At 59.2% G+C, this 22,982-nt stretch carries 15 protein-coding genes and 1 riboswitch; of the genes, 10 read left to right on the top strand and 5 right to left on the bottom strand.

Annotation, left to right across the window (positions count from 1 at the left end; all coding sequences use genetic code 11):
- The first annotated feature begins 131 nt into the window (after nt 1-131).
- Nucleotides 132-350: riboswitch (cobalamin riboswitch) on the top strand.
- Between the two features lie 123 nt (nt 351-473).
- From AB4N85_RS06970 to cobM, 4 genes are all read left to right on the top strand, one after another.
- Entirely contained in the window at nt 474-671 is a 198-nt protein-coding gene (locus tag AB4N85_RS06970) for a CbtB domain-containing protein (protein WP_016774486.1), read from the top strand.
- Between the two features lie 11 nt (nt 672-682).
- The gene (locus AB4N85_RS06965; protein WP_460067484.1) at nt 683-1,384 is read left to right on the top strand and encodes a CbtA family protein; all 702 of its coding nucleotides are present in this window, start codon (nt 683-685) and stop codon (nt 1,382-1,384) included.
- Nucleotides 1,381-1,794: a cobalamin biosynthesis protein gene (locus tag AB4N85_RS06960; RefSeq protein WP_122507089.1), complete on the top strand. Its 414-nt coding sequence runs from the start codon at nt 1,381-1,383 to the stop codon at nt 1,792-1,794. The genes AB4N85_RS06965 and AB4N85_RS06960 overlap by 4 nt, the downstream gene beginning before the upstream one ends.
- 78 nt (nt 1,795-1,872) lie before the next feature.
- The gene (gene cobM / locus AB4N85_RS06955) at nt 1,873-2,619 is read left to right on the top strand and encodes a precorrin-4 C(11)-methyltransferase (protein WP_252869345.1); all 747 of its coding nucleotides are present in this window, start codon (nt 1,873-1,875) and stop codon (nt 2,617-2,619) included.
- Nucleotides 2,620-2,763: 144 nt separating this feature from the next.
- Here cobM and nfuA read toward each other — a convergent pair whose 3' ends face one another.
- The gene (gene nfuA / locus AB4N85_RS06950; protein ID WP_003225494.1) at nt 2,764-3,348 is read right to left on the bottom strand and encodes a Fe-S biogenesis protein NfuA; all 585 of its coding nucleotides are present in this window, start codon (nt 3,346-3,348) and stop codon (nt 2,764-2,766) included.
- Between the two features lie 103 nt (nt 3,349-3,451).
- Nucleotides 3,452-5,746, bottom strand: a complete 2,295-nt coding sequence (locus AB4N85_RS06945; RefSeq protein WP_252869344.1) for a fatty acid cis/trans isomerase — start codon at nt 5,744-5,746, stop codon at nt 3,452-3,454.
- 155 nt (nt 5,747-5,901) lie between these two features.
- Between AB4N85_RS06945 and metH the strand changes: the two genes are divergently transcribed.
- Nucleotides 5,902-9,612, top strand: coding sequence for a methionine synthase (metH, locus tag AB4N85_RS06940; RefSeq protein ID WP_252869343.1), 3,711 nt, complete (start codon nt 5,902-5,904; stop codon nt 9,610-9,612).
- A 54-nt stretch (nt 9,613-9,666) separates the two neighbouring features.
- Here metH and AB4N85_RS06935 read toward each other — a convergent pair whose 3' ends face one another.
- Nucleotides 9,667-16,959 carry a dermonecrotic toxin domain-containing protein gene (locus AB4N85_RS06935; protein ID WP_252869342.1) on the bottom strand — a complete coding sequence of 2,431 codons (7,293 nt, stop codon included), beginning with the start codon at nt 16,957-16,959 and terminating at the stop codon, nt 9,667-9,669.
- Nucleotides 16,960-17,116: 157 nt separating this feature from the next.
- Here AB4N85_RS06935 and AB4N85_RS06930 point away from each other — a divergent pair, with 157 nt between their 5' ends.
- From AB4N85_RS06930 to AB4N85_RS06920, 3 genes are all read left to right on the top strand, one after another.
- The gene (locus tag AB4N85_RS06930) at nt 17,117-17,335 is read left to right on the top strand and encodes a DUF2970 domain-containing protein (protein ID WP_016774481.1); all 219 of its coding nucleotides are present in this window, start codon (nt 17,117-17,119) and stop codon (nt 17,333-17,335) included.
- Between the two features lie 472 nt (nt 17,336-17,807).
- Nucleotides 17,808-19,466, top strand: coding sequence for a nitrite/sulfite reductase (locus AB4N85_RS06925; protein WP_056785207.1), 1,659 nt, complete (start codon nt 17,808-17,810; stop codon nt 19,464-19,466).
- Nucleotides 19,450-19,944 carry a DUF934 domain-containing protein gene (locus AB4N85_RS06920; RefSeq protein ID WP_041478697.1) on the top strand — a complete coding sequence of 165 codons (495 nt, stop codon included), beginning with the start codon at nt 19,450-19,452 and terminating at the stop codon, nt 19,942-19,944. Before AB4N85_RS06925 ends, AB4N85_RS06920 begins: the two co-directional genes overlap by 17 nt.
- 65 nt (nt 19,945-20,009) lie before the next feature.
- On the opposite strand, the gene sohB is transcribed toward AB4N85_RS06920, so the two are convergent.
- A complete protein-coding gene (sohB, locus tag AB4N85_RS06915) occupies nt 20,010-21,041 on the bottom strand; it encodes a protease SohB (RefSeq protein WP_016774479.1) in 1,032 nt (343 codons plus the stop codon).
- A gap of 204 nt (nt 21,042-21,245) precedes the next feature.
- Here sohB and AB4N85_RS06910 point away from each other — a divergent pair, with 204 nt between their 5' ends.
- The gene (locus tag AB4N85_RS06910) at nt 21,246-21,956 is read left to right on the top strand and encodes a histidine phosphatase family protein (protein WP_252869341.1); all 711 of its coding nucleotides are present in this window, start codon (nt 21,246-21,248) and stop codon (nt 21,954-21,956) included.
- A 63-nt stretch (nt 21,957-22,019) separates the two neighbouring features.
- Nucleotides 22,020-22,337 (top strand): SCP2 sterol-binding domain-containing protein, encoded by a 318-nt coding sequence (locus tag AB4N85_RS06905; protein ID WP_056785204.1) that lies wholly within the window; start codon nt 22,020-22,022, stop codon nt 22,335-22,337.
- A 78-nt stretch (nt 22,338-22,415) separates the two neighbouring features.
- Here the strand turns inward: AB4N85_RS06905 and AB4N85_RS06900 are convergent, their stop codons facing one another.
- On the bottom strand, nt 22,416-22,922 hold the full coding sequence (locus AB4N85_RS06900) for a hypothetical protein (protein WP_150635533.1): 507 nt from the start codon (nt 22,920-22,922) through the stop codon (nt 22,416-22,418).
- Nucleotides 22,923-22,982: the final 60 nt, after the last annotated feature.

Genomic DNA, 22,982 nt, shown 5'->3' with positions numbered 1-22,982 from the left:
CCGTAAAGGCGAAACCGTAATCAGCAACACCCGCAGCAACGGATATACACACAAAAACACCCGAAAAAAAGCCCCCCCCGCAGCAACGGATCCGCCCCCGGAAATTGACTAAAAACCCAAACCCATGTTCTCCTGCACACCTTGTTACGGGTGCCCTTCACAGGGTGAAACGGGAAACCGGTGAATCATGTGCTTTACTCAAAGCCATGTCAGTCCGGTGCTGCCCCCGCAACGGTAAGCGAGCGAAGCGTCAGATCCACTGTGCCCCGGCATGGGAAGGTGATGCTTGCAGGTCGGCGACCAGCCAACCCCTCGCGAGCCCGGAGACCGGCCCGCAACACCCAGCGCGCGCAAGCGCCGCTGAACACAAACAAACCCGCGGTGGGCGGGCGCTGTTCGAAATCCCTGCGTGCCCGGCCCGCAGGGATTTTCATGCGCTCTGTTTACCCGCTGACATTTCAGAGGGAAGCGCTATGTCGATCATCAGTAACACCGTCAGCCACACTGACCACATCTCCAGCAGCACCACACTCGGCCAACGCGTCGCCGCCGCCCTCTTCGCCTCGATCCTCGGTGCCAGCCTGGTCTGGTTCGCCGGTTTCTCGCACATCGAAGCGGTGCACAACGCCGCCCACGATACCCGCCACAGCGCCGCGTTCCCGTGCCACTGAGGCCTGCCGAAATGATCAAACGTATCGCGCAAACCGCAGGCTTCACCGGCTTGCTGGCCGCCCTGCTGCTGACCCTGCTGCAGAGTTTCTGGGTATCGCCACTGATTCTGCAGGCCGAAACCTTCGAGAAATCCGAACCGGTCGCGCAAGTCCACGAACACGCCGCCGGCACCGCCGCCCACAGCCATGATGGCGAAGCCTGGGAGCCGGAAGACGGCTGGCAGCGTGTGGTCTCGACCACTGGCGGTAATCTGGTGGTGGCAGTGGGTTTCGCCTTGATGCTCGCCGGCCTGTACACCTTGCGCGCGCCGACCAAGACCTCGCAAGGGCTGCTCTGGGGTCTGGCCGGTTACGCCACGTTCGTTCTCGCGCCGACCTTGGGCCTGCCACCTGAGTTGCCGGGCACAGCCGCCGCCGATCTGGCTTCGCGGCAGATCTGGTGGATCGGCACTGCCGCTTCGACCGCTGTCGGCCTGGCACTGATCGCTTTCAGCCGTCACTGGCTGATGAAGCTTCTTGGTGTAGCGATTCTCGCCGTGCCGCATGTGATCGGCGCGCCGCAACCGCAGGTGCATTCGATGCTCGCTCCAAAGGCACTGGAAACCCAGTTCAAAATCGCTTCGCAGCTGACCAACGTCGCGTTCTGGCTGGCCTTGGGCCTGATCAGTGCATGGTTGTTCCGCCGCAAAAGCGCAGGCCCATATCAGGCATGACCGATGACCGCGCAGCGCCGACCCTCGTGGTCGGCCTCGGCTGCCAGCGGGGCTGCCCGGCCAGTACGTTGCGTGCGTTACTCGATCAAGCGTTGCAGGCGCACCGCATCGAGCTGCGAGCGGTCAAGGCTTTGGCGAGTATCGACCTCAAGCGCGACGAACCGGGGTTGCTGGAACTGGCCACACAATTGAACCTGCCGCTGCAGTATTTCAACAGTGCCGAACTGGCGCCCTATCAGCAGCGCCTCAGCCATCAATCGCAGATCGCCTTTGAGCGCACCGGCTGCTACGGCGTGGCGGAAAGCGCCGCGCTGGCGCTCGCCGAGCAACTGATTCAGGCGCCGGCGAAACTGCTGATCCACCGGCAGAAATATGCGCAGGCCACGCTGGCATTGGCCGGCGCTGCATAAAATCCCGATAATCCCCGCCATCGATCATGAGCACGCTTCATCTGCAGTGTGCCTGCGCCTCTTCACAAGGATTCAACGATGACCGTCTACTTCATCGGCGCCGGCCCCGGCGACCCGGAACTCATCACCGTCAAAGGCCAACGGCTGATTCGCAGCTGCCCGGTGATTATCTACGCCGGTTCGCTGGTACCCGCAGCGGTGCTGGAAGGTCATCAGGCCGAAATCGTGGCCAATAGCGCTGAACTGCATCTGGAACAGATCATCGATCTGATCAGGACTGCCCATGCCCAAGGCCAGGATGTGGCCCGTGTGCATTCCGGAGACCCAAGTCTGTACGGCGCGATTGGTGAGCAGATCCGCTACTTGCGTGAGCTGAACATTCCTTTCGAGATCATTCCGGGCGTAACCGCGACGGCGGCATGCGCAGCGCTGCTGGGCGCCGAGTTGACCCTGCCGGACATTTCGCAAAGCGTGATCCTGACCCGTTACGCCGACAAGACCGCGATGCCCGCCGGCGAAGAACTGGCGAGCCTGGCGCAGCACGGCGCGACCATGGCCATTCATCTGGGGGTCAATCATCTGGAAAAGATACTGGTTGAACTGCTGCCGCATTACGGCGCGGACTGCCCGATTGCCGTTATTCACCGCGCGACATGGCCGGATCAGGACTGGGTGGTAGGTACATTGGCGGACATTGCCGCAAAGGTCGAGGCCAAAGGCTTTCGGCGTACGGCGCTGATCTTGGTTGGCAGGGTGCTGGGCAGCGAGGTGTTCAGCGAGTCTTCGTTGTATCGGGCCGGGCATGCGCATCTTTATCGCCCTTGAAGACGCCTTCGCGAGCAGGCTCGCTCCCACAGGTGATTGCATTTAATTGTGAGAGCGAGCCTGCTCGCGAATGGGGGCGGCAAAAGTTACCCATAAAAAAACGGCGCTCACGGGGCGCCGTTTTTCATGATCGCAGCGAACACCTTAGTAGTAGGCGTTTTCTTTCTGCGTGTGGTCGGTCACGTCGCGAACGCCCTTGAGCTCCGGAATGCGCTCGAGCAAGGTGCGCTCAATGCCTTCTTTCAAGGTTACGTCAGCCTGGCCGCAGCCCTGGCAACCGCCGCCGAACTGCAACACGGCAATGCCGTCCTCGACAACATCGATCAGGCTGACCTGACCGCCGTGACTGGCCAGCCCCGGGTTGATCTCGGTTTGCAGGTAATAGTTGATGCGCTCGTTGACCGGGCTGTCGGCGTTGACCATCGGCACCTTGGCGTTTGGCGCCTTGATGGTCAGCTGGCCGCCCATGCGGTCGGTGGCGTAATCAACGACCGCGTCATCAAGAAACGCTTCGCTGAAGGAATCGATGTAGGCGGTGAAGCTTTTCAGCCCCAGCGCGGTGTCTTCAGGCTTCTCTTCGCCCGGCTTGCAGTAGGCAATGCAGGTTTCGGCGTACTGGGTACCAGGCTGGGTAATGAAAACGCGGATGCCGATGCCCGGGGTGTTCTGCTTGGAGAGCAGATCGGCCAGGTAATCATGGGCGGCGTCAGTAATGGTAATAGCGGTCATAAAAACTCCTCGCAGGCGTGGGCGCAGTTTACGCCAATCGGCGCGGCTGACAAAGTCCTAGTATTTTTGTCGGGAAAGAATCTCGTAACACGCCTGCGAATCATCAAAGGTTCTCGTACCGATTCATATCCAGCACGCCCTCTTCCACCGGGTCGGTTTCGTGGATGTATTGGCTCAGATCGTGGAAATACAGCCAGAACTGCGGATGACTGCGCCGAATGCCCCAGCGTTCGACGATCTTTTCGAACCGACTGGCATCCCTGGCGTTTTCCATCGCATCGACAAACGCCGGCACCTGCTCGGCCGGTACGTTGAACATGAAGTTCGGGTAACTGCTGAGCACGCCCGGATAGATCGTCAGGGTGTCGAGCCCTGGCTGATAGCGCCGCGACTCACCGAGCAAAAACGCCACGTTGCTGTGGGCGCGGTTGCGCAGCAGGCTGTAGACCTCGCGCTTGCCGCTGGCGGTTTCAACGCGCAGCAAGGTCGCTTCGGGCAACTGGTCAATGACTTTCAGCCCTGCGGCCGGGCGCGAGGCCAGACGGCTCAGGGCCTGCTCGGCATTCTGCAACGCCGGATCGATATTCGGTCGCGAGCAATAAGCGCCGTCGCAGCGATTGATCGGGTCTGGCCGCGCGTTCAGATCACCGTAGCGCGCCAGCAACTGCATGGCGAAATCATGTTTCGGGTCTTTTTCGTCGAGCTTCAATGCGGTCGGTTTGTCGTCATCGATGGCCTCGTAATCGAGCCACATCTTGAACTGGCCGCCATCCTGGTACCAATCGTTGAGGTAGTCCTCGCGCGAGTCGGCGGGCATAAGGCGCAGGAAGTTCTGCTCCGCGCCGTTACGGATCAGGTCGAAATACAGACGGGTCTGCGCCTGATGGGAAACGTTGCCGAACACGTCGAAATTGACCGCGAGCTGGTAATAGGTGCGTTCCAGCAGCGGATAGTCGAACAGCCACATGGTTTGCGGCACCTCCCCGATCAGCCCCTTGGTTACCGAGGCGCTGTCGAAATGGCGGAAAATGCTCAGCAAGGCGTTGTCGTTGCCGGCCCACAGCGTCGACCAGCTCGGCGCCGGCAGATCGGCATAGCTGTCACGGCGCAGTGCCTCGTATTCGTTGCGCTTGTCGCGATAGTTGCGCCACAGACTCAGCACGCTGCCGACATCGTCGTTCTGCCCCGGCATCGCCAGCAGCGGCGTGGCCTGGCCGCGGTAGTTCGGGTCGGTGATATAGAGATCATGTTCCGGCGCCTGGAACAGCGCCCAGAAATTGTCGCGGATCACGTCGGTCGCGATCTGCCCACGGCACACCGGGCCGCGAATGAAGGTGCGGACGAAGTATTCAGCGTTATCGAGCATGAATTGATAGCGCGCCTGCGCCGGAATCGCCTCGAAGGTGGCAAACGGATTGGCGCGGCTTTGCGGCCCGTAACCCGGTAACGCGTTGACCTGCCAGTTGCCGCTGTAGAACAGGCTCTTGATCCGGGCCATTTTCGCCGCGCTCAGCGGATAAGTGATGTGCGTCTTGTGCACGATCACCCCTTGCACCGGCCACAAGCGGTAATACACCTGCGTGCCCGGGTCGTCGTTGGGGCGGCGAGTGGCGATCAGATCAATCGGCTGGCCGCTCGGCGTGCGCGAACGCACCCACTGGAAATAATGCCCCGGCTCGCCGTCCTTGAAATAGATGTGCGCCAGATACCAGTGCTCGAACAGCCAGCGCCCGACCAGACTTTGCCGAGCACCGGGAGCATTGAGCAGGTTCTCCCACTGCTGGATCTGCATGGCCTCTTTGGCAGTCGGCGCCAGGCTCTGCTCATCAATCGGCGCGCCAGACGCCAGCCAGCGCTGCAAGGTCTGGTATTGCTGGTCGGTCAGACCGGTGACGGCCAGCGGCATACCCTCTTTCGGGTGCGCGCCGGCATATCCGTCGAACTCCGCAGGCATTGCGCATAGATTGTTGCGATTGAGCCCAAGAACAATCTCTTCTGGCAGCTTGGCGTTCGGCGTCAGCGGCGTCTTGTGGCCGAGTTCAAGCATCCGCGCCATCAGCGCGGCCTGACTGCCCTGGGCGTCGAGTACCGAATAGAAGTCTTTCTGCTGCCAGGCGCGCTTGCCGAAGGCGTCGTAAAACAATCGCGTGGTCGGTGCAGCCTGGGTACGTTCGCCGTCATATACCGGCATCTTGCTCGCGCCACGGGCGGCGCCTTCGCCGCTGCCGAGATTGAGCTGACAGGCCGAGTCATAGCACGCATGGCAGGCTACGCACTTCTCGGTGAAGATCGGTTGGATGTCTCGGCTGTAGGAGATGGAAGAAGAAATGGCGGGATCTTGCGCCGCAACGCTCCCGCTCAGGACCAGCAACCATAAACTGATGAAGCGGTGCGGCATGCTGCTGATCTCGATGATAAAAAAAGGCTGCGATTCTACCGTTATGACGCTCGTACCAACATGAGCGATATTCATGCAAAAGCTGCACATGCTCCAAAAGCGCACAGGTTTGCTATGATCGCGCTCCTTCGTAATGGTCTTTCCGAGTAGTCCACATGTCCGATCGCAGCGTCCGCCTTCAAGCTCTCAAGCAAGCCCTCAAAGAGCGCATCCTGATTCTCGACGGCGGGATGGGCACGATGATCCAGAGCTACAAGCTCGAAGAACAGGATTATCGCGGCAAGCGCTTCGCGGACTGGCCGAGTGACGTCAAGGGCAACAACGACCTGCTGGTGATCACCCGTCCGGACGTGATCGGCGGTATCGAAAAAGCCTATCTGGACGCCGGCGCCGACATTCTCGAAACCAACACCTTCAACGCCACGCGCATTTCCATGGCCGATTACGGTATGGAAGAGCTGGCGTACGAGTTAAACGTAGAAGGCGCACGTCTGGCGCGCAAGATTGCCGACGCCAAGACCGCCGAAAACCCGGCCAAGCCGCGCTTCGTGGCCGGCGTGCTCGGCCCGACCAGCCGCACCTGCTCACTGTCGCCCGACGTCAACAACCCCGGCTACCGCAACGTCACCTTCGATGAGCTGGTGGAAAACTACACCGAAGCCACCAAAGGCCTGATCGAGGGCGGCGCCGATCTGATCCTGATCGAAACCATTTTCGACACCCTCAACGCCAAAGCGGCGATCTTCGCCGTTCAAGGTGTGTTCGAAGAGCTGCACCTCGAATTGCCGATCATGATTTCCGGGACCATCACCGACGCCTCCGGTCGAACCCTGTCCGGCCAGACCACCGAAGCGTTCTGGAACTCGGTAGCGCACGCCAAGCCGATTTCCGTAGGCCTGAACTGCGCCCTCGGCGCCAGCGAACTGCGCCCGTACCTGGAAGAGCTGTCGAACAAGGCCAGCACCCACGTGTCCGCGCACCCGAACGCCGGCCTGCCGAACGAATTCGGCGAGTACGACGAACTGCCCTCGCAAACCGCGAAAGTCATCGAAGAGTTCGCCCAGAGCGGTTTCCTCAACATCGTCGGCGGCTGCTGCGGCACCACACCGGGGCACATCGAAGCGATTGCCAAAGCTGTGGCCGGTTATGCGCCGCGGCAGATTCCGGACATTCCCAAGGCCTGCCGCCTTTCGGGTCTGGAGCCGTTCACCATTGATCGCAGCTCGCTGTTCGTCAACGTCGGCGAGCGCACCAACATCACCGGCTCGGCGAAATTCGCCCGCCTGATCCGTGAAGACAACTACACCGAAGCCCTCGAAGTCGCTCTGCAGCAGGTCGAGGCCGGCGCGCAGATCATCGACATCAACATGGACGAGGGCATGCTCGATTCGAAGAAGGCCATGGTGACCTTCCTCAATCTGATCGCCGGCGAACCGGATATCTCACGCGTGCCGATCATGATCGACTCGTCGAAATGGGAAGTCATCGAAGCCGGCCTCAAGTGCATTCAGGGCAAGGGCATCGTCAACTCGATCAGCATGAAAGAAGGCGTCGAGCAGTTCATCCATCACGCCCGACTGTGCAAGCGCTACGGTGCTGCAGTGGTGGTGATGGCCTTCGACGAAGCCGGCCAGGCCGACACCGAAGCGCGCAAGAAAGAGATCTGCAAACGCTCCTACGACATTCTGGTCAACGAAGTCGGCTTCCCGCCGGAAGACATCATCTTCGACCCGAACATCTTCGCCGTCGCCACCGGCATCGAAGAACACAACAACTACGCAGTCGATTTCATCAACGCCTGCGCCTACATCCGCGACGAACTGCCGTATGCGTTGAGCTCCGGCGGCGTGTCCAACGTGTCGTTCTCGTTCCGTGGCAACAACCCGGTGCGTGAGGCGATTCACTCGGTGTTCCTGCTCTACGCGATCCGCGCCGGGCTGACCATGGGCATCGTCAACGCCGGTCAACTGGAGATCTACGATCAGATCCCGGTGGAGCTGCGCGACGCGGTCGAAGACGTGATCCTCAATCGCACCCCGGACGGCACCGACGCCCTCCTCGCCATCGCCGACAAGTACAAGGGCGACGGCAGCGTCAAGGAAGCCGAGACCGAAGAGTGGCGTAACTGGGACGTCAACAAACGTCTGGAACACGCGCTGGTCAAGGGCATCACCACGCATATCGTCGAAGACACCGAAGAATCCCGGCAGTCGTTTGCGCGGCCGATCGAAGTGATCGAAGGCCCGTTGATGTCCGGCATGAACATCGTCGGCGACCTGTTCGGCGCCGGCAAAATGTTCCTCCCGCAAGTGGTGAAATCCGCGCGCGTGATGAAGCAGGCCGTGGCGCACTTGATCCCGTTCATCGAACTGGAGAAAGGCGACAAGCCGGAAGCCAAGGGCAAGATCCTCATGGCCACGGTCAAGGGCGACGTGCACGACATCGGCAAGAACATCGTTGGCGTGGTGCTTGGTTGCAACGGCTATGACATCGTCGACCTCGGCGTGATGGTCCCGGCCGAGAAGATCCTGCAGGTCGCCAAAGAAGAAAAATGCGACATCATCGGCCTTTCCGGCCTGATCACGCCGTCGCTGGACGAGATGGTCCACGTTGCCCGCGAAATGCAGCGTCAGGACTTCCATCTGCCACTGATGATCGGTGGCGCGACCACCTCCAAGGCGCACACTGCGGTGAAGATCGAGCCGAAGTACAGCAACGATGCCGTGGTCTACGTGACCGACGCCTCGCGCGCCGTCGGCGTGGCGACACAGTTGTTGTCCAAGGAGCTCAAGGCCGGTTTCGTCGAGAAGACACGCCTGGAATACATCGACGTGCGCGAGCGCACTTCCAATCGCAGCGCCCGCACCGAACGCCTGAGCTATGCCGCCGCCATCGCCAAGAAGCCGCAATTCGACTGGGCCAATTATCAGCCAGTGAAACCGACCTTCACCGGCAGCAAGGTGCTCGACAATATCGATTTGAACGTGCTTGCCGAGTACATCGACTGGACGCCTTTCTTCATTTCCTGGGACCTGGCCGGCAAGTTCCCGCGCATCCTTGAAGATGAAGTGGTCGGTGAGGCCGCCACTGCGCTGTACAAGGACGCCCGGGAAATGCTCGCCAAGCTGATCGACGAAAAGCTGATCAGCGCCCGTGCGGTGTTCGGTTTCTGGCCGGCCAATCAGGTCAACGAAGACGACATCGAGCTGTACGACGATAACGGCAAGCCATTGGCCAAGCTGCATCACTTGCGTCAGCAGATCATCAAGACCGACGGCAAGCCGAACTTCTGCCTCGCCGACTTCGTTGCGCCCAAAGACAGCGAAGTCACCGACTACGTCGGCGGCTTCATTACCACCGCCGGCATCGGCGCCGAAGAAGTGGCCAAGGCTTATCAGGACGCTGGCGACGACTACAACTCGATCATGGTCAAGGCCCTCGCCGACCGCTTGGCCGAGGCCTGCGCCGAATGGCTGCACCAGCAAGTGCGTAAAGAACACTGGGGTTACGCCAAGGATGAAACCCTCGACAACGATGCACTGATCAAAGAGCAATACCGTGGCATCCGCCCCGCTCCCGGCTACCCGGCCTGCCCGGATCACACCGAGAAAGCGGCACTGTTCACCCTGCTCGATCCAGAGGCTGCGGAAATGCGCGCCGGGCGCAGTGGCGTGTTCCTCACCGAACACTACGCAATGTTCCCCGCCGCAGCGGTCAGCGGCTGGTACTTCGCCCATCCGCAAGCGCAATACTTTGCGGTGGGCAAGATCGACAAGGATCAGGTGCAAAGCTACACCGCACGCAAGGGACAGGATCTGAGCGTGACCGAGCGTTGGCTGGCGCCGAATCTGGGTTACGACAGCTGAGGATTGTTGCAAAGCCGATCCGGGAGTTTGCGATTCCCGGATCGGGTCAGCTCCTCAGTCCCGACGCGAGGACGGCCCCGGTTGCGGTGACGCCGGGCGTGTCTGCGAATCCCCTGCAGCGACCCGCGCAAGGTTTTCCAGTTCCTGGCGAGACAGCTCCTTGAGTTTGTCGGTGCGTGCCTGCGCCAGCTCGATTTCCAACTGGCTCATCGCTTCCACGTACAGTCTTCGCGAGTCCTCGTCGTTCCACTTGTCTGGATGCGCATCCTCGACTTCTTCCTGACGATGTGTGGCGCTGCGTTCAAGCTCATCGAAGATGGCGGCGTGTCGGTCGCGCATGTAGCGAATCCAGTAATCGCGGGCAATCAGGTCCTCAAGGAACAGGCCTGACGCTTCGTCGGCCAGCACAGAAGCGCGTGCCTCGCTCAGCAGTTGTCCCTCGATCGGTGTCCTGTACAACATGTGATCCGGTTGCGCAGGCAGCTCTAACCCGTCGGGCCAGCCGCGCGTCATGCCGATTCGATACTGCAGACGGATTTCGGCCCGGTCCTGGAACCTGCCAGCTGCTTCCGCCAGCCTGTCGACCCTTTCCAGTCGGAACAGGCGCCGCGTCAGCTCGACCAACGCTATGCCGCGCTGATCAGGCAAATGGCGTGGGATGTCGCGCAATGCGGTGTATTCATAGACCCGCGTTTCCAGCTCACTGAACGACAGTATTCGGCCATCGGGGCAGGTGCCGTGAGTCGCGGAGTTGAAGAAGAGCAACTCGCGCAACTCCGTGTTTTCGCTTGCCGCTTCTATCACCCGCCATACCCGTTGCGTCAGATCAGCGCCCGACACACTGAAATCGGCAGTGTCGTGCAACATCGACAGCAGGTGAAAGAACGCCTCATGGTTGGGTTCGCGCGCCAATTGCAGCCATAGCGCTTGCCGCGTTTCGCGCGTCTGGGTCCGGGTGTAATTGAGCCAGGTGTTCATTGCCTGCTCATCTACGTCTTGCTGCGGATTGGCGATGATTTCGTCTGCTTCCACGGCTTCATGCCTGTCCACGCGTCCGGCACCGCCGGCATTACTGTCATCCCTATCGCTACTGTCGGAATCAAAAGGCGTATCGGGCTCGCTTTCGGACGTCGTTTCATACTCGGTAATTGCGCGCTCGAGAGAGGCAAACGAATACCCCATGACGCCACGGTTCGCGTTAGCCGCACTGTAGTCCCTGAGCTGTTCCAGACTCTCGAGAGGCAGTCGGTTTTCGCGCAGGTCGGTGCCTGCCACAAGTCGCTCATGGTTGCCATCCAGCAGCGTGTCGGGAAATAGGGAAATACGGTTGCCAAGAAGATTGAGAGTTTGCAAATGCTCCAGTGCCTGTACCCCATCAGGCCAGTGGCTTATCGAATTGAGAGACAGATTCAGGCGCTCGATCCGGGTGAGTGCGCTGGCGTTGAATTGGCTCAGTTGGTTATGACTCAGATCCAGCGAACGCAGGCGATTGCCCATTTGCTGCAAAACGCCAGGCGCTTCAGCAAAATAGTTAATGCGTAGCTCCAGATGCTCCAGCCTGTGCAATGTACCGACAGCCTCCGGTAGCCCCTCCAGATTGTTGGAGTTAAGCACCAGCGTGGTCAGTTCAGGGAAAGCGCTGCAAAAATCATTCAGGCTCTGCAAGGAAAACCCTACCGAAGTCAGGTCGAGCGTTCGTACTTGCGTAAACGCGTTCGACAGAGGCGGCAACTCAACAATGTGCAAGCCGCTGAGGTCGAGCTTGCGACCCGCTTCTTCGGTATGACGGGTCAGTCCATCGACCCAGCAATCACGGATTCTCATCGCCGTGAAGACTCTGTCTTGCGTCGAAACCCTCGCGGCCGCCGGCTTGAAGATCCAACCGTTCAACTGACGCGTCAGCGCCTCGTCACTCTCTCGCCAGTCCTTGATCCGGGCATCAATCTGCGCTTCATCCAACCCTGCGCCGCCCAACCGCGCCATACAGTGCTGGGCCTGTTCCTGGGAAAGATCCGGATTCAATTCCCGCAACCGCCTGACCAGACCTGCGCTACCTTCAGCCGCAGATGACGCAGTACGCAGCGGTAACAGAAACTCGTGGATCCGGGAAAACGCGGTGCCTGGCACCGAGGTGTTCGCAGCGACCAGGTAGCCGGCCGGCTGACTTTCATAGCTTTTCAATGCACCTCGAGGCAAACCGTTGCTCGCCTCGATACGCCCGCGCGCCGTCGTCAGAGCTGCCTCTGCCTCAGCGCTGAACGGGTTCCCGGTCAGATGGCTCTTGAGCAATACGCTGTCGATGGCAAGAACGCGCTCGGGCAGCGAATCGAGGCTGTTGTCTCGCAGATCCAGCCACTTCAACCCGGACAGATTTTCCGCCCCCGCTGGCCACGTTTGAAGGCTATTGCCACTCAAATCCAGCACTTCGAGCTTCGGCATGGCCGTCACGTCCAGCGCCGTCAAACGGTTGCGCCGCAAGTTCAGAAACTCAAGCGCCTTGAGCTCGGCGAACTGGCTTTGAATTTCCCCCGTAGAGGTGATCTGGTTGCTGGACAGGTCCAGCCGCGTCAGCTGCGCAAAATCCGCCGGTTTCACCGGCAACTCGGTCAATCCGCAGCCAGTGATTTGCAGTGTCCGCACGCCGCTGAACGCTTGCAGAAAAGCCTGAATCTGTCCAGCCGGCACGTTCAACCGATCCAGACGTAAGGTCTGCACATGGGAAAATGTACCGGCCGGCAATGGCACAAGCTCGCTGATGGCCGCGCCATGGTTCAAACCGTCTGTGTCAGACAGCTCGAATACCAGAGAATCGTCCCCCAGGTCGAGCAGGCGATAGCGTTTGCGTACGCTCGCGCGCCAGTTTTCCTCAAGCTCACGCACCACCGCGCTGTTCGGCGGCGACTGCCAGCGCGGCTCGCGTGCAGCGCCACGCAGGCCATCGGACGTCGTCGGTTGATAAAACCGGCGGAAGATCCCGGCGTGTTCCAGGCGCAGCAGTTCGATCGCTTTCAACCGGGTTTCCGGGGTATTCCAGACAGTCATGATGTGCTCAGGCAACGGATCGAGAAAGCGGCCTTCACCCGTGAGGAATTTCAGTTCACCGAGGCAGTACTGGCGGACCATCAAGTTCAGGTCCATCAGATGCCCCATGGACCCCGAATAATTTTTGACGTACTCGAATGCTGGTTTGAATGCCTCATGGGAGAAGTTCGACCAATTCAGTGACAGGCCCGCCCACAGTTTTTCATGGCCGGTATAGAGCGCTGGAGGAATGGAAGCGATTGACGTCCGAAACAGATCCAGCCTCTGCAGCTCGGGAAGCGCTTGTACCGATGCTGGCCATTGCGTCATGCCGGGTGCTTCGATCTTGAGTCGTTTCAGGTGTTTGAGCGCGGCCAGTTCCAGTGCCGGCGGGTTCTCGTCAATGAATCCTTGAAAATCGAGTTCAAGGGCTTCGAGCGAGGTCAACATTTTCACCCGCTGAGGGAAATCTGTGGCCATTGCCGGGGCCGAGGTCCTCAGCTTGAGCGTTTTCAATGCAGGCATCCTGGCTAAGCTTGCGGGCAGAGAGGACAGCGACTGCTGGTGCATACCCAAATCAAAATAACTCTCGCGCTCACCCAGCGAGAGTTTTTCCAGGCCGGGAAACAGGGCAAGAAAAGCGTCGGCATTGCCATCAGTAATGCCATCTCCGCGAAGGGACAATTTACGCACGTGGGAAAAGTCTGCTGTCAGCGCGGGCAAAGCATCGTAAGTCACCAGGCGCAGTTGATCCGCATTGGGCACTTCATCGACCAAAAGGGCATTGCGCCAACTGGTTTTAAGCGCTTGCGCGACCAGCAGATTCTGAACAGTACCGGAAGGTTCCCAGGGAGCCATCGCGTTGGTCCCCGCCCACTCGTCCAGTGTTGCCTCAAGTTGTTGCCACTCTTCGCGTCGCGACTGCAACCACCGAAAAATCTCCCGGTTGTTTCTGCCCGCACGCACCTGCTCAAGGATCAATCCACTGGCCTGCTGATCGGTGAGGCCCGGGTAGAGGTCGCGCAGGTCGGCAACCAGATTGCGCTCCAGCCAACCCGCTCTTCCGCTGGCGAGATAGCCGATCAACGCTTCGTTTACCCGTACAGGCGGTCTCATCCACTGCGCTAGCTGTTCCAGCAATGCGGCCGCCATGCCGTGGTGCTGGTCAGCGTGGGCGATGATTTTCTTTTGCAGTTCGGCCGACTGACTGACCTCGGGCACCCCCAGGGCGTGCCGCGCGTGATCCGGCAGAGCGTGCATGAGAGAGGCATAAAAGTTGTCGCCGTGGCGTGGCAGGCTGTTGAGCGTTTCGCCTCGGTCGTTGAATGCCAGAAATTGCTGGCCGCTTTTGATCAGGTACTTTCTCTCGAAGGCCGTCTGGCTGCCAATGCTCTCAAGCAACGGACCGCTGTCGCTGCCCTCGCGTATTTCAAGGCGCAAGTTGTCCGGCCAGCCGGGCAACCGCTCAAGCGTGTGCAACGCCAGGCGTCGACTGTCCGCCGAGGCAATATTCTCGCTGCGCAGCCCCGCATATGCCCGCACCTGCCGGCTGCGGCGCGCATACCAGCGAGCTTCCTCCAGCATGCGCAGCGGTATGGGACGAGTTGAGCCGAGCCGTTGCAGTTCATCCGGCCGCGCCTGCGCCAGCACTTGCTGTGCAGCTGACTCACTGAGTCCCGGACAGGCGTTCTGCAATTGCCTGACCTGATCGGCGACAGGCTCGGTGCCCTGATAAATACTGTCGTAAATGGCCGATTGGCGGGTTTGGGCATAGGCCGCAATTTGCTTGGCGAGTTCTGCAGGTCTCGCTTCTCGAACCCGCGCACCTTCACCTCCGAGCAGGTGGACGATTTCCGATTCATCCAGTCCGCCCAGAACAAGCTGCGGCAGGTCGCCGCTGAGGACGTCCGCCCGGGAAATCCGGATCGGTGCCTTGCCCCCGACACCCCGCACCCGATATCCGCCGCCATACTTGACGGATCTGCCGGTCAGTTGCGTCCCCTCAAAGACTTCCAGTACGCGATTGGCCGGCCAGCGCGGCATGTCAGTGACCAGTGGCAGGGCATACAGATACTTGTCATCGACCGGCGCCCCACCCTCCAGTTGCTCAATGACTTGCGCGGCTTGTGCATCGGTTTTCAACAAGCGCATGGCCTGAATCAGCTCCGGTGGCGGCACCCCATGGTCGAGGTGCATCTTGCGCAACATATCGTCGCTGACGCCGCTGATATCCATCGCTTTGAGCAGCTCCGTATCGGATAGCGGCTCGCAGATGTGGCCCATGCGCCGCAACAGCGTCAGACGATCCCATTCCAGAGGACGTTCCAGGGTATGGCGCCACGCTCCATGGCCATTACTTTGCAGAACAGGTTGATAGGCTGCAGGATCGGTCGGGTGCTTGATGCGCCACTGGTTGATCGAGTCGTCGAAGACCTGCTCATACACCTTGTTGTCCTGACGGATCCAGGTTTTGCCATCCACCGCATACTGCCCGGAAGGATTCGGGGTCAGGTGTGCGTCAAGGACAACAGCGGCCTCGTAGCCGCTGAGATCAGGTTTCCACAGGCGGGTTTCGCCATTGGGTAACGTGACCGGACTCAACTGTTCGATGACCGGTACAGCCCTGGCGGCCGAGAACTTCCTTACACCTGCTCCAACACCCGCCATCACGGCAACCTGAGCGAGATTTTCGGCCACGTCGACCAGGTGATCCCTGGCGGCCCTGCGATCACCTTCACTCCACTCGATAGCGCCTTCAAGGGTTTCATACAGCAGTTGTCCCGCCATCACGATCATCATTGTTTCGCCCAGCACAGGCACGAACATCGACACCAGATTCAAGCCCAGCATGCCGATCTGCATCAGATGGGCCAGTTTGGCATCTCGTGCGTTCGCATCGACATCGGCAGTGGGTACCGCGTGGCTTCGCGCGTCGGCCAACACCTTGGCGCGATTCTGCGCATAAAGGTATTGCCACAAGTCCTCGTTGGGCGCCCAAAGCCCCCTGCCCTTGCGTTCGACTGTCGAAGGCGCGATGTACGGATCAACCGCCGGCTCCCACTTGACTGTGCGTTCGGGCGGAACCTGTTCGATGGTGGTGAATGTAGAACCACCGGTAAAACCCTGTACGAAGGCCAGCCAAGGGGAACGCAGAACGTCCCAGGCATCGCCAGGTGAGTCGGCTGCCTTTTGCCTGAACTGGCTGAAATAGTACGGGCGCTGATCATAGGGCAGGAACTGACTGAAAAAACGCTGGTAGGCGGTGGGCTCTGCGCTGGTCTGTTGCGACGCATCACGTGCGGTGAGCAAGCGCTCGAGCTCTTCGCGCATTTGCTCGAACGTGTAGCGCTTGAGCGGATGTTCCGGGTCGTTGGGGATGTAAAGGATCAGTTCATCGGTGTAACGGTATTTTTCGCAGATGACGAAAGCCACGCACCCGGTCAGCCTTTTTTTCATCAGGCCGAGGTCCTGGAACCAGACTTGCTTGCGCCCCATCCACGGGTGCATTTCGCCGTCGATGACCGAGAGGATCATCGCGTGATCTGCCGCCTCGATGTCATTGCGCAATAGCGCCTGTTCGGCTGCAGCGCGCATCGCTGCCTTCTGGCTGGCGATGAAGCGTTCGCTGAGCACCGCCTCTGCCACCGCGTCCCGCGGATGGAAAAATTCCTGCAGGTACGTCTGGTATTGCTGACCTATATCCAGAGTGCGGCAAAGGCGCAAAAACTGGCTGACCGTGAGGCCTGTGTCGACGTGCTTGAATGTGTCCGCAGCAGGCGTCGCCACAACAAAACCGGAGCTCGAATGATAGGTCCCCTCGCATTCGTCAGCTTCGAAGTTGTGCAGCGAGGCTTCCAGCAGCGTGATCTTGAGAACCTCGAACGAGGCCAATACGGTTCTCTGAATACCCATTTCGACCGGGCGCCGTAAACATAACAGGGTTTTGTCTACATCGATTTCCAGCGCGTATTGGTCCTTCAAGGCTTTGATCAATAACGGCCTGGCGAATGTTTCGACATCCACGAATTTCGCCATGCTCTTGTCGAGACTGTTCTGGGCGATAACGCTGGCCTTGAAAGTCTCGTCGAGGGTTTTACGTTGGGCCGGCGTCGCATGCTGATACCAGGCCGGTAACGCGGTCGGGACGGCCTTGAGCGCTTCGCGCCGATGCGGCAAAGCGCTGGTCAACCATTGCGGGATCGATGTCTCGAGAAACTCGCCGTGCAGGCTTTGTGTTGCGATGAGTTTTGCAGACCGTTTGGGGGCTGCCTGCTGAGCGGTGGACGCAGGCTGCGCCGACACTGGTTTGGGCGGGATAACGTTCATGGTCACTCCTTTTTGATGGAGCGGTCAGCAAACCATGTCGCGTTAGTGCTTCTGCGTTATCCGGGTATCGCTCAAACTTGTCCGGGCTGCTTCGATGGCATCCCGGACCCAGCGGATTGGCTATGCTTCAGGAGGATGACTTTTCGCAGAGGGATTTATGGACGATCCAGTCGACAATAAACCGCCGAGTTTCTGGCAGATGCTGCACAGCGTCATGGCGGCGGCGTTCGGGGTGCAGAGCGGCAAGAACCGGGAAAGGGATTTTACCCACGGCAAACCCAGTCACTTTGTGATTCTGGGAGTTTTGTTCACGGCGGTGTTCGGCCTGACGCTGTTTGCCATCGTCAAGCTGGTGCTGTATCTGGCCGGGGTGTGATGGCACTGAACAGGCATCTGCCACAGGTTATCCGGGCCTTGGGAGAACGGCCCGGAAGCGCGGATGTTACTGGTGACTGACCCAGAAGACCGCTGTTCCTACTACGAGAATGATCAGAAACAAAATGGCCCACGCGTCGACACTGCTGTCGCTTTTTCTGGCTTTGGTCGGGTTGCTCATTGCATCGCCTCTTGTCGGTTTTATCGGTGATTGCACAAAGACTCGATCACATTTAAGACGATGATTGTCCGCACGACAAATGTGGATTAGATGACCGGCATTCGCGTTAGGCGATTTGGTTCTTTACATATACTCAAACATCACTTTTGCGCATAACTGCAAACGGGTATATTGCCCCGGCTCCGTGACGGAGTGCGCGGCCGTGCGCGCAGAATTGCAGAGGCAACATCGGACTCCAGCAAGCGAAAACGCAGCGTTTTCCGAGAAGCCCAAGCCTGAGAACAGGACTTATATGTACGTATACGACGAGTACGATCAGCGGATCATCGAGGACCGCGTCAAGCAGTTCCGTGATCAGACCCGACGCTATCTGGCAGGTGAGCTGAGCGAAGAAGAATTCCGCCCCCTGCGCCTGCAAAATGGCCTGTATATCCAGCGTTTCGCGCCGATGTTGCGCGTGGCCGTGCCTTACGGCCAGCTGACTTCGCGTCAGGTGCGCATGATGGCGAAGATCGCCCGCGACTACGACAAGGGCTATGCCCACATCAGTACGCGGCAGAACGTGCAGTTCAACTGGCCGGCGGTTGAAGACATCCCGGACATCCTCGCTGAACTCGCGACCGTGCAGATGCACGCCATTCAGACCAGCGGCAACTGCCTGCGCAACGTCACCACCGACCAGTTTGCCGGCGTCGCCGCCGATGAAGTGATCGACCCGCGTCCATGGTGCGAAATCGTCCGTCAGTGGACCACGTTCCACCCGGAGTTCGCCTACCTGCCGCGCAAATTCAAGATCGCCGTCAACGGTTCGACCAGTGACCGCGCTGCCATTGAAGTCCACGATATCGGTCTGGAACCTGTCTATAACGCTGCTGGCGAGCTGGGCTTCCGAGTGTTGGTCGGCGGTGGCCTCGGTCGTACGCCGGTGGTTGGCGCATTCATCAATGAATTCCTGCCGTGGCAAGACCTGCTGAGCTATCTCGACGCCATCCTGCGGGTGTACAACCGCTACGGCCGTCGCGACAACAAATACAAGGCGCGGATCAAGATCCTCGTCAAGGCGCTCACGCCTGAGGTGTTCGCGCAGAAAGTCGACGCGGAAATGGAGCACCTGCGCGGTGGCCAGACCACGCTGACCGAGGCCGAACTGCATCGCGTCGCCAAGCACTTCGTCGATCCGGACTACAAGACCCTCGACAACCAGACCGCGCAACTGGCCGATCTGGACAAAGAGCATCCGGGTTTCGCCCGCTGGCGCAGCCGCAACACCCTGGCGCACAAAAAACCGGGCTATGTCGCTGTGACGCTGTCGTTGAAGCCGACCGGCGTTGCCCCGGGCGACATTACCGACAAGCAGCTCGACGCCGTCGCCGATCTGGCCGAGCGCTACAGCTTCGGTCAACTGCGCACCTCCCACGAGCAGAACATCATTCTCGCCGATGTCGAGCAGAGCCAGTTGTTCACCCTGTGGGGTGAGTTGCGTGAAAGCGGTTTCGCCACGCCGAACATCGGCCTGCTGACTGACATCATCTGCTGCCCCGGTGGTGACTTCTGCTCGCTGGCCAACGCCAAATCGATCCCGATTGCCGAATCGATCCAGCGCCGTTTCGATGACCTGGATTACCTGTTCGATATCGGCGAACTGGACCTGAACATCTCCGGCTGCATGAACGCCTGTGGTCACCACCACGTTGGCCACATCGGCATCCTCGGCGTGGACAAGAAAGGCGAAGAGTTCTACCAGGTTTCCCTCGGCGGCAGCGCCAGCCGTGATGCGAGCCTGGGCAAGATCCTCGGCCCGTCCTTCGCACAGGAAGCCATGCCTGACGTGATCTCGAAGCTGATCGACGTTTACGTTGAACAACGTACCGAAGACGAGCGCTTCATCGACACTTATCAGCGTATTGGCATCGACCTCTTCAAGGAACGCGTCTATGCAGCGAATCATTAAGAACAACGAAGTCGTCGACGAAACCTGGCACCTGTTGCCGAAGGATTTCAACATCGATGAGATCAGCAACTGCGACGATCTGATCGTTCCTCTGCAGTTGTGGCGCGAGCACAGCCGCATGCTCAAAGCCCGCGACGGCGGTCTGGGCGTGTGGCTGGATGCTGACGAGGAAGCCGAAGAAATCGGTGAAGACGTCGGTGAGTTCCAGGTAATCGCGCTGAATTTCCCGGCGTTCACCGATGGCCGCAGTTATTCCAATGCCCGTCTGCTGCGTGACCGTTATGGTTTCAAAGGCGAGCTGCGCGCGATTGGCGACGTGCTGCGGGACCAGCTGTTCTACATGCACCGCTGTGGCTTCGACGCCTTTGCCATTCGCGCGGATAAAGACCCGTACGAAGCACTGGAAGGTCTCAAGGACTTCTCGGTGACCTACCAGGCCGCCAGTGACGAACCGCTGCCGCTGTTCCGTCGACGCTAAGCCAGCGGGTTTATTGCGGACACAAAAACGCCGGTCATTGACCGGCGTTTTTTTATGCCTGGTGTTTACCAGAAACGTTGCTGAGTGAGGCGACTCCACCAGCTCAACAGCACGCGGTCTACCGAACCGCTGGCGGCCATGCCGATGCGTTCCTGCAGGCTTTTACGCTCGGCGTAGTGCAGGTGATAAACCTCAGCCTGTTTGGCTTTCTGCGCCAGGTATTCATCGCTGGTCTTGAGCTCATCCACCAGTTGGTTTTCCAGCGCAGCGATACCAAGCCACACCTCACCGGTCGCCACCTCATCGATCGCCAGTTGCGGGCGATAACGGGCTACGAAGTTTTTGAACAAGCGATGGGTGATGTCGAGGTCTTCCTGGAACTTCTCGCGGCCCTTTTCGGTGTTTTCGCCAAACACGGTCAGTGTGCGTTTGTATTCACCTGCGGTCAGCACTTCAAAGTCGATGTCGTGCTTTTTCAGCAGGCGATTGACGTTAGGCAATTGCGCGACCACGCCGATCGAACCGAGGATGGCGAACGGTGCACTGATGATCTTGTCGCCGATGCAGGCCATCATGTAACCGCCACTGGCTGCGACCTTGTCGATACACACAGTCAGTGGCACGCCCGCATCACGGATTCGCGCAAGTTGAGACGACGCCAGACCGTAGCTGTGCACCATGCCGCCGCCACTTTCCAGACGCAGGACTACTTCGTCCTTCGGCGTGGCCAGGGTCAGCAGTGCGGTGATCTCGTGGCGCAGGCTCTCGGTGGCGGAAGCCTTGATATCGCCGTCGAAGTCGAGCACGAACACCCGGGATTTGGTCTCAGGCTTGTTCTTCTGTTTTTTCGCGCTTTTTTCCGTTTTTGCCTCGCCCTTGCGCAATGCCTTGAGCTGATCCTTGTCGAGCAAGGTCTGCTCCAGGCGTTCACGCAGCCCCTTGTAGAAATCGTTGAGCTTGCTGACCTGCAACTGCCCTGCCGATTTGCGCCGGCCTTTGCTGCGCAACGCGGCGAAACTGGCGAGCACCACCAGAATGGCGATCACCAGTGTGACGGTCTTGGCCAGGAAGCTGGCGTATTCGGTGAAAAAATCCACAGAGACTCCTCAAAGCAATGCGTGACGGTGTATTACACGCGGAATGGCTCCAGCATACCCATCCGTCGGCTCGTCGGCCAGCCGTGAAACCTCTGGCAACACGCCTGTAACGGGCATTTCAAACAAGCGTATGTTTTTTCATTGACAGCCTTACGCCATCCTCATAACCTCGCCTGACCTTCAACGTACCGGGACGACGCGGACGTGGGCAGCATCTACTTGATACGACATGGCCAGGCCTCCTTTGGTGCAGACGATTACGATGTCCTGTCGCCGACCGGTGTGCGTCAGGCAGAAATTCTCGGCCAGCACCTCGCCGACCTTGATATAAGCTTCGATCGTTGCCTTGCCGGTGACCTGCGTCGCCAACAGCACACGGCCACCAGTGCACTGGAGCAATTCAGCGCCAGAGGCCTGCCGGTTCCAGTCCTTGAAACCGATTCCGCTTTCAACGAATTCGATGCCGACGCGGTGATCCGCGCCCTGCTCCCGGCCATGCTGCCGGAAGAGCCGGAAGCCCTCGACATCCTGCGCAACGCCGCGCAGAACCGCGGTGAATTCCAGCGCATCTTCGCCCTGATCGTCGAGCGCTGGCTTGCTGGCACCTACGACACACCCGGACTGGAAAGCTGGCTGGGCTTCGTCGAGAGGGTTCAGGCCGGTTTGCACCGCATCCTCGACCTGGCGGAAAAGAACCAGAAAATTGCCGTGTTCACCTCCGGCGGCACCATCACTGCCCTGCTCCACCTGATTACGCAAATGCCTGCCAGACAGGCCTTTGAATTGAACTGGCAAATCGTCAACACCTCGCTCAACCAATTGAAGTTTCGTGGTCGCGAGGTGGCCCTGGCTTCCTTCAACAGTCACGCACACCTGCAACTGCTGAAGGCCCCGGAACTCATCACTTTTCGCTGAGTCCGGCTTACTGTGACCCTGGCTGTAACCACCCAGCTCCCATGACCAAGAAAGGATCGAACCATGACCTCCGTAGCTGATGCCGTAAAAGCAATGCAAGCCAAGTTCAACCCAGCCGCCGCTGCCGGTCTGGACCTGGTCTTCGGTTTCAACATCACCGACGAAGACAAGCAATACGCACTGATCGTCAAAGACGGCACCTGCAACATTCAGGAAGGCGAAAACCCGAACGCCAACTGCACGCTGGTGCTGGATAGCGAAACCCTGAAAGGTATCGTCAGTGGCGAGACAGACGGCATGCAGGCCTTCATGAGCGGCAAGCTGCGCGTTGAAGGCGACATGATGCTGTCGATGAAGCTGTCCGAGCTGTTCCCTTCGTAAGAAGCTTCTTGGTAAAACACAAATCCCGCTTATTGGCGGGATTTGTCGTTTCAACCATTGAAGACATGGCAACGTGAGTTAACGCTTGGCTGAAGCCGTCCCATCAAGCTCTTTTTTTACCTGGAGGTATGCCGCCTCTTCATCACTTTTTTCGATCAGATTCGAAGCCATCGAGCGGGGCAGGAGTTTCTTTTCTGTCACGTCCCAATCGATCGTAACGACCACGGTCTTGTTTGCAAACGTGATGAAAAGCCAATAGGAATCCACCGGCCTGTCAGGCTCGGCAAATGAACTATAGGCATACCGTATCTGGCGGTGCAGGTCCGGCGTATTCAGAATGAGGTCTTCGGTGTCCAACTTCGGAAACTGTCGCCCCACAGCGAATAACGCTTCGGTCAAGAGAACATCATTCTCAATATGTCGCAAACTTTCAGGCTTATTGCGCAGCATGGTCACTGGGCTCTCTTCAGGCGGAGTACCCATGAGACGCGGGCGATACATACCTGAACTGAACCACCGGCTGGCATCGAAACGGTTTTCTTCCGGACTCCACGGGCCGTAATACATCATTGCTTTGGCTGGCATCTGGGCTTCCTTGGCGTAAATAAATAGTCCTGCAAAGCTGGCAGCAATCAACAAGACACA

This window comes from Pseudomonas sp. H1_G08, from assembly GCF_054681355.1.
Note: the sequence above shows the minus strand (reverse complement) of the source record. Positions and strands in the feature narration are given on the sequence as shown.

What these genes read in the sequence shown, in the direction of transcription:
- cobM (WP_252869345.1), top strand. Translation starts at nt 1,873, where the DNA reads ATGACCGTCTACTTCATCGGCGCCGGCCCCGGCGACCCGGAACTCATC.
- AB4N85_RS06965 (WP_460067484.1), top strand. Translation starts at nt 683, where the DNA reads ATGATCAAACGTATCGCGCAAACCGCAGGCTTCACCGGCTTGCTGGCC.
- nfuA (WP_003225494.1), bottom strand. Translation starts at nt 3,348, where the DNA reads ATGACCGCTATTACCATTACTGACGCCGCCCATGATTACCTGGCCGAT.
- AB4N85_RS06945 (WP_252869344.1), bottom strand. Translation starts at nt 5,746, where the DNA reads ATGCCGCACCGCTTCATCAGTTTATGGTTGCTGGTCCTGAGCGGGAGC.
- AB4N85_RS06970 (WP_016774486.1), top strand. Translation starts at nt 474, where the DNA reads ATGTCGATCATCAGTAACACCGTCAGCCACACTGACCACATCTCCAGC.
- AB4N85_RS06930 (WP_016774481.1), top strand. Translation starts at nt 17,117, where the DNA reads ATGGACGATCCAGTCGACAATAAACCGCCGAGTTTCTGGCAGATGCTG.
- AB4N85_RS06960 (WP_122507089.1), top strand. Translation starts at nt 1,381, where the DNA reads ATGACCGATGACCGCGCAGCGCCGACCCTCGTGGTCGGCCTCGGCTGC.
- AB4N85_RS06935 (WP_252869342.1), bottom strand. Translation starts at nt 16,959, where the DNA reads ATGAACGTTATCCCGCCCAAACCAGTGTCGGCGCAGCCTGCGTCCACC.
- AB4N85_RS06920 (WP_041478697.1), top strand. Translation starts at nt 19,450, where the DNA reads ATGCAGCGAATCATTAAGAACAACGAAGTCGTCGACGAAACCTGGCAC.
- AB4N85_RS06925 (WP_056785207.1), top strand. Translation starts at nt 17,808, where the DNA reads ATGTACGTATACGACGAGTACGATCAGCGGATCATCGAGGACCGCGTC.
- metH (WP_252869343.1), top strand. Translation starts at nt 5,902, where the DNA reads ATGTCCGATCGCAGCGTCCGCCTTCAAGCTCTCAAGCAAGCCCTCAAA.
- AB4N85_RS06905 (WP_056785204.1), top strand. Translation starts at nt 22,020, where the DNA reads ATGACCTCCGTAGCTGATGCCGTAAAAGCAATGCAAGCCAAGTTCAAC.
- AB4N85_RS06900 (WP_150635533.1), bottom strand. Translation starts at nt 22,922, where the DNA reads ATGCCAGCCAAAGCAATGATGTATTACGGCCCGTGGAGTCCGGAAGAA.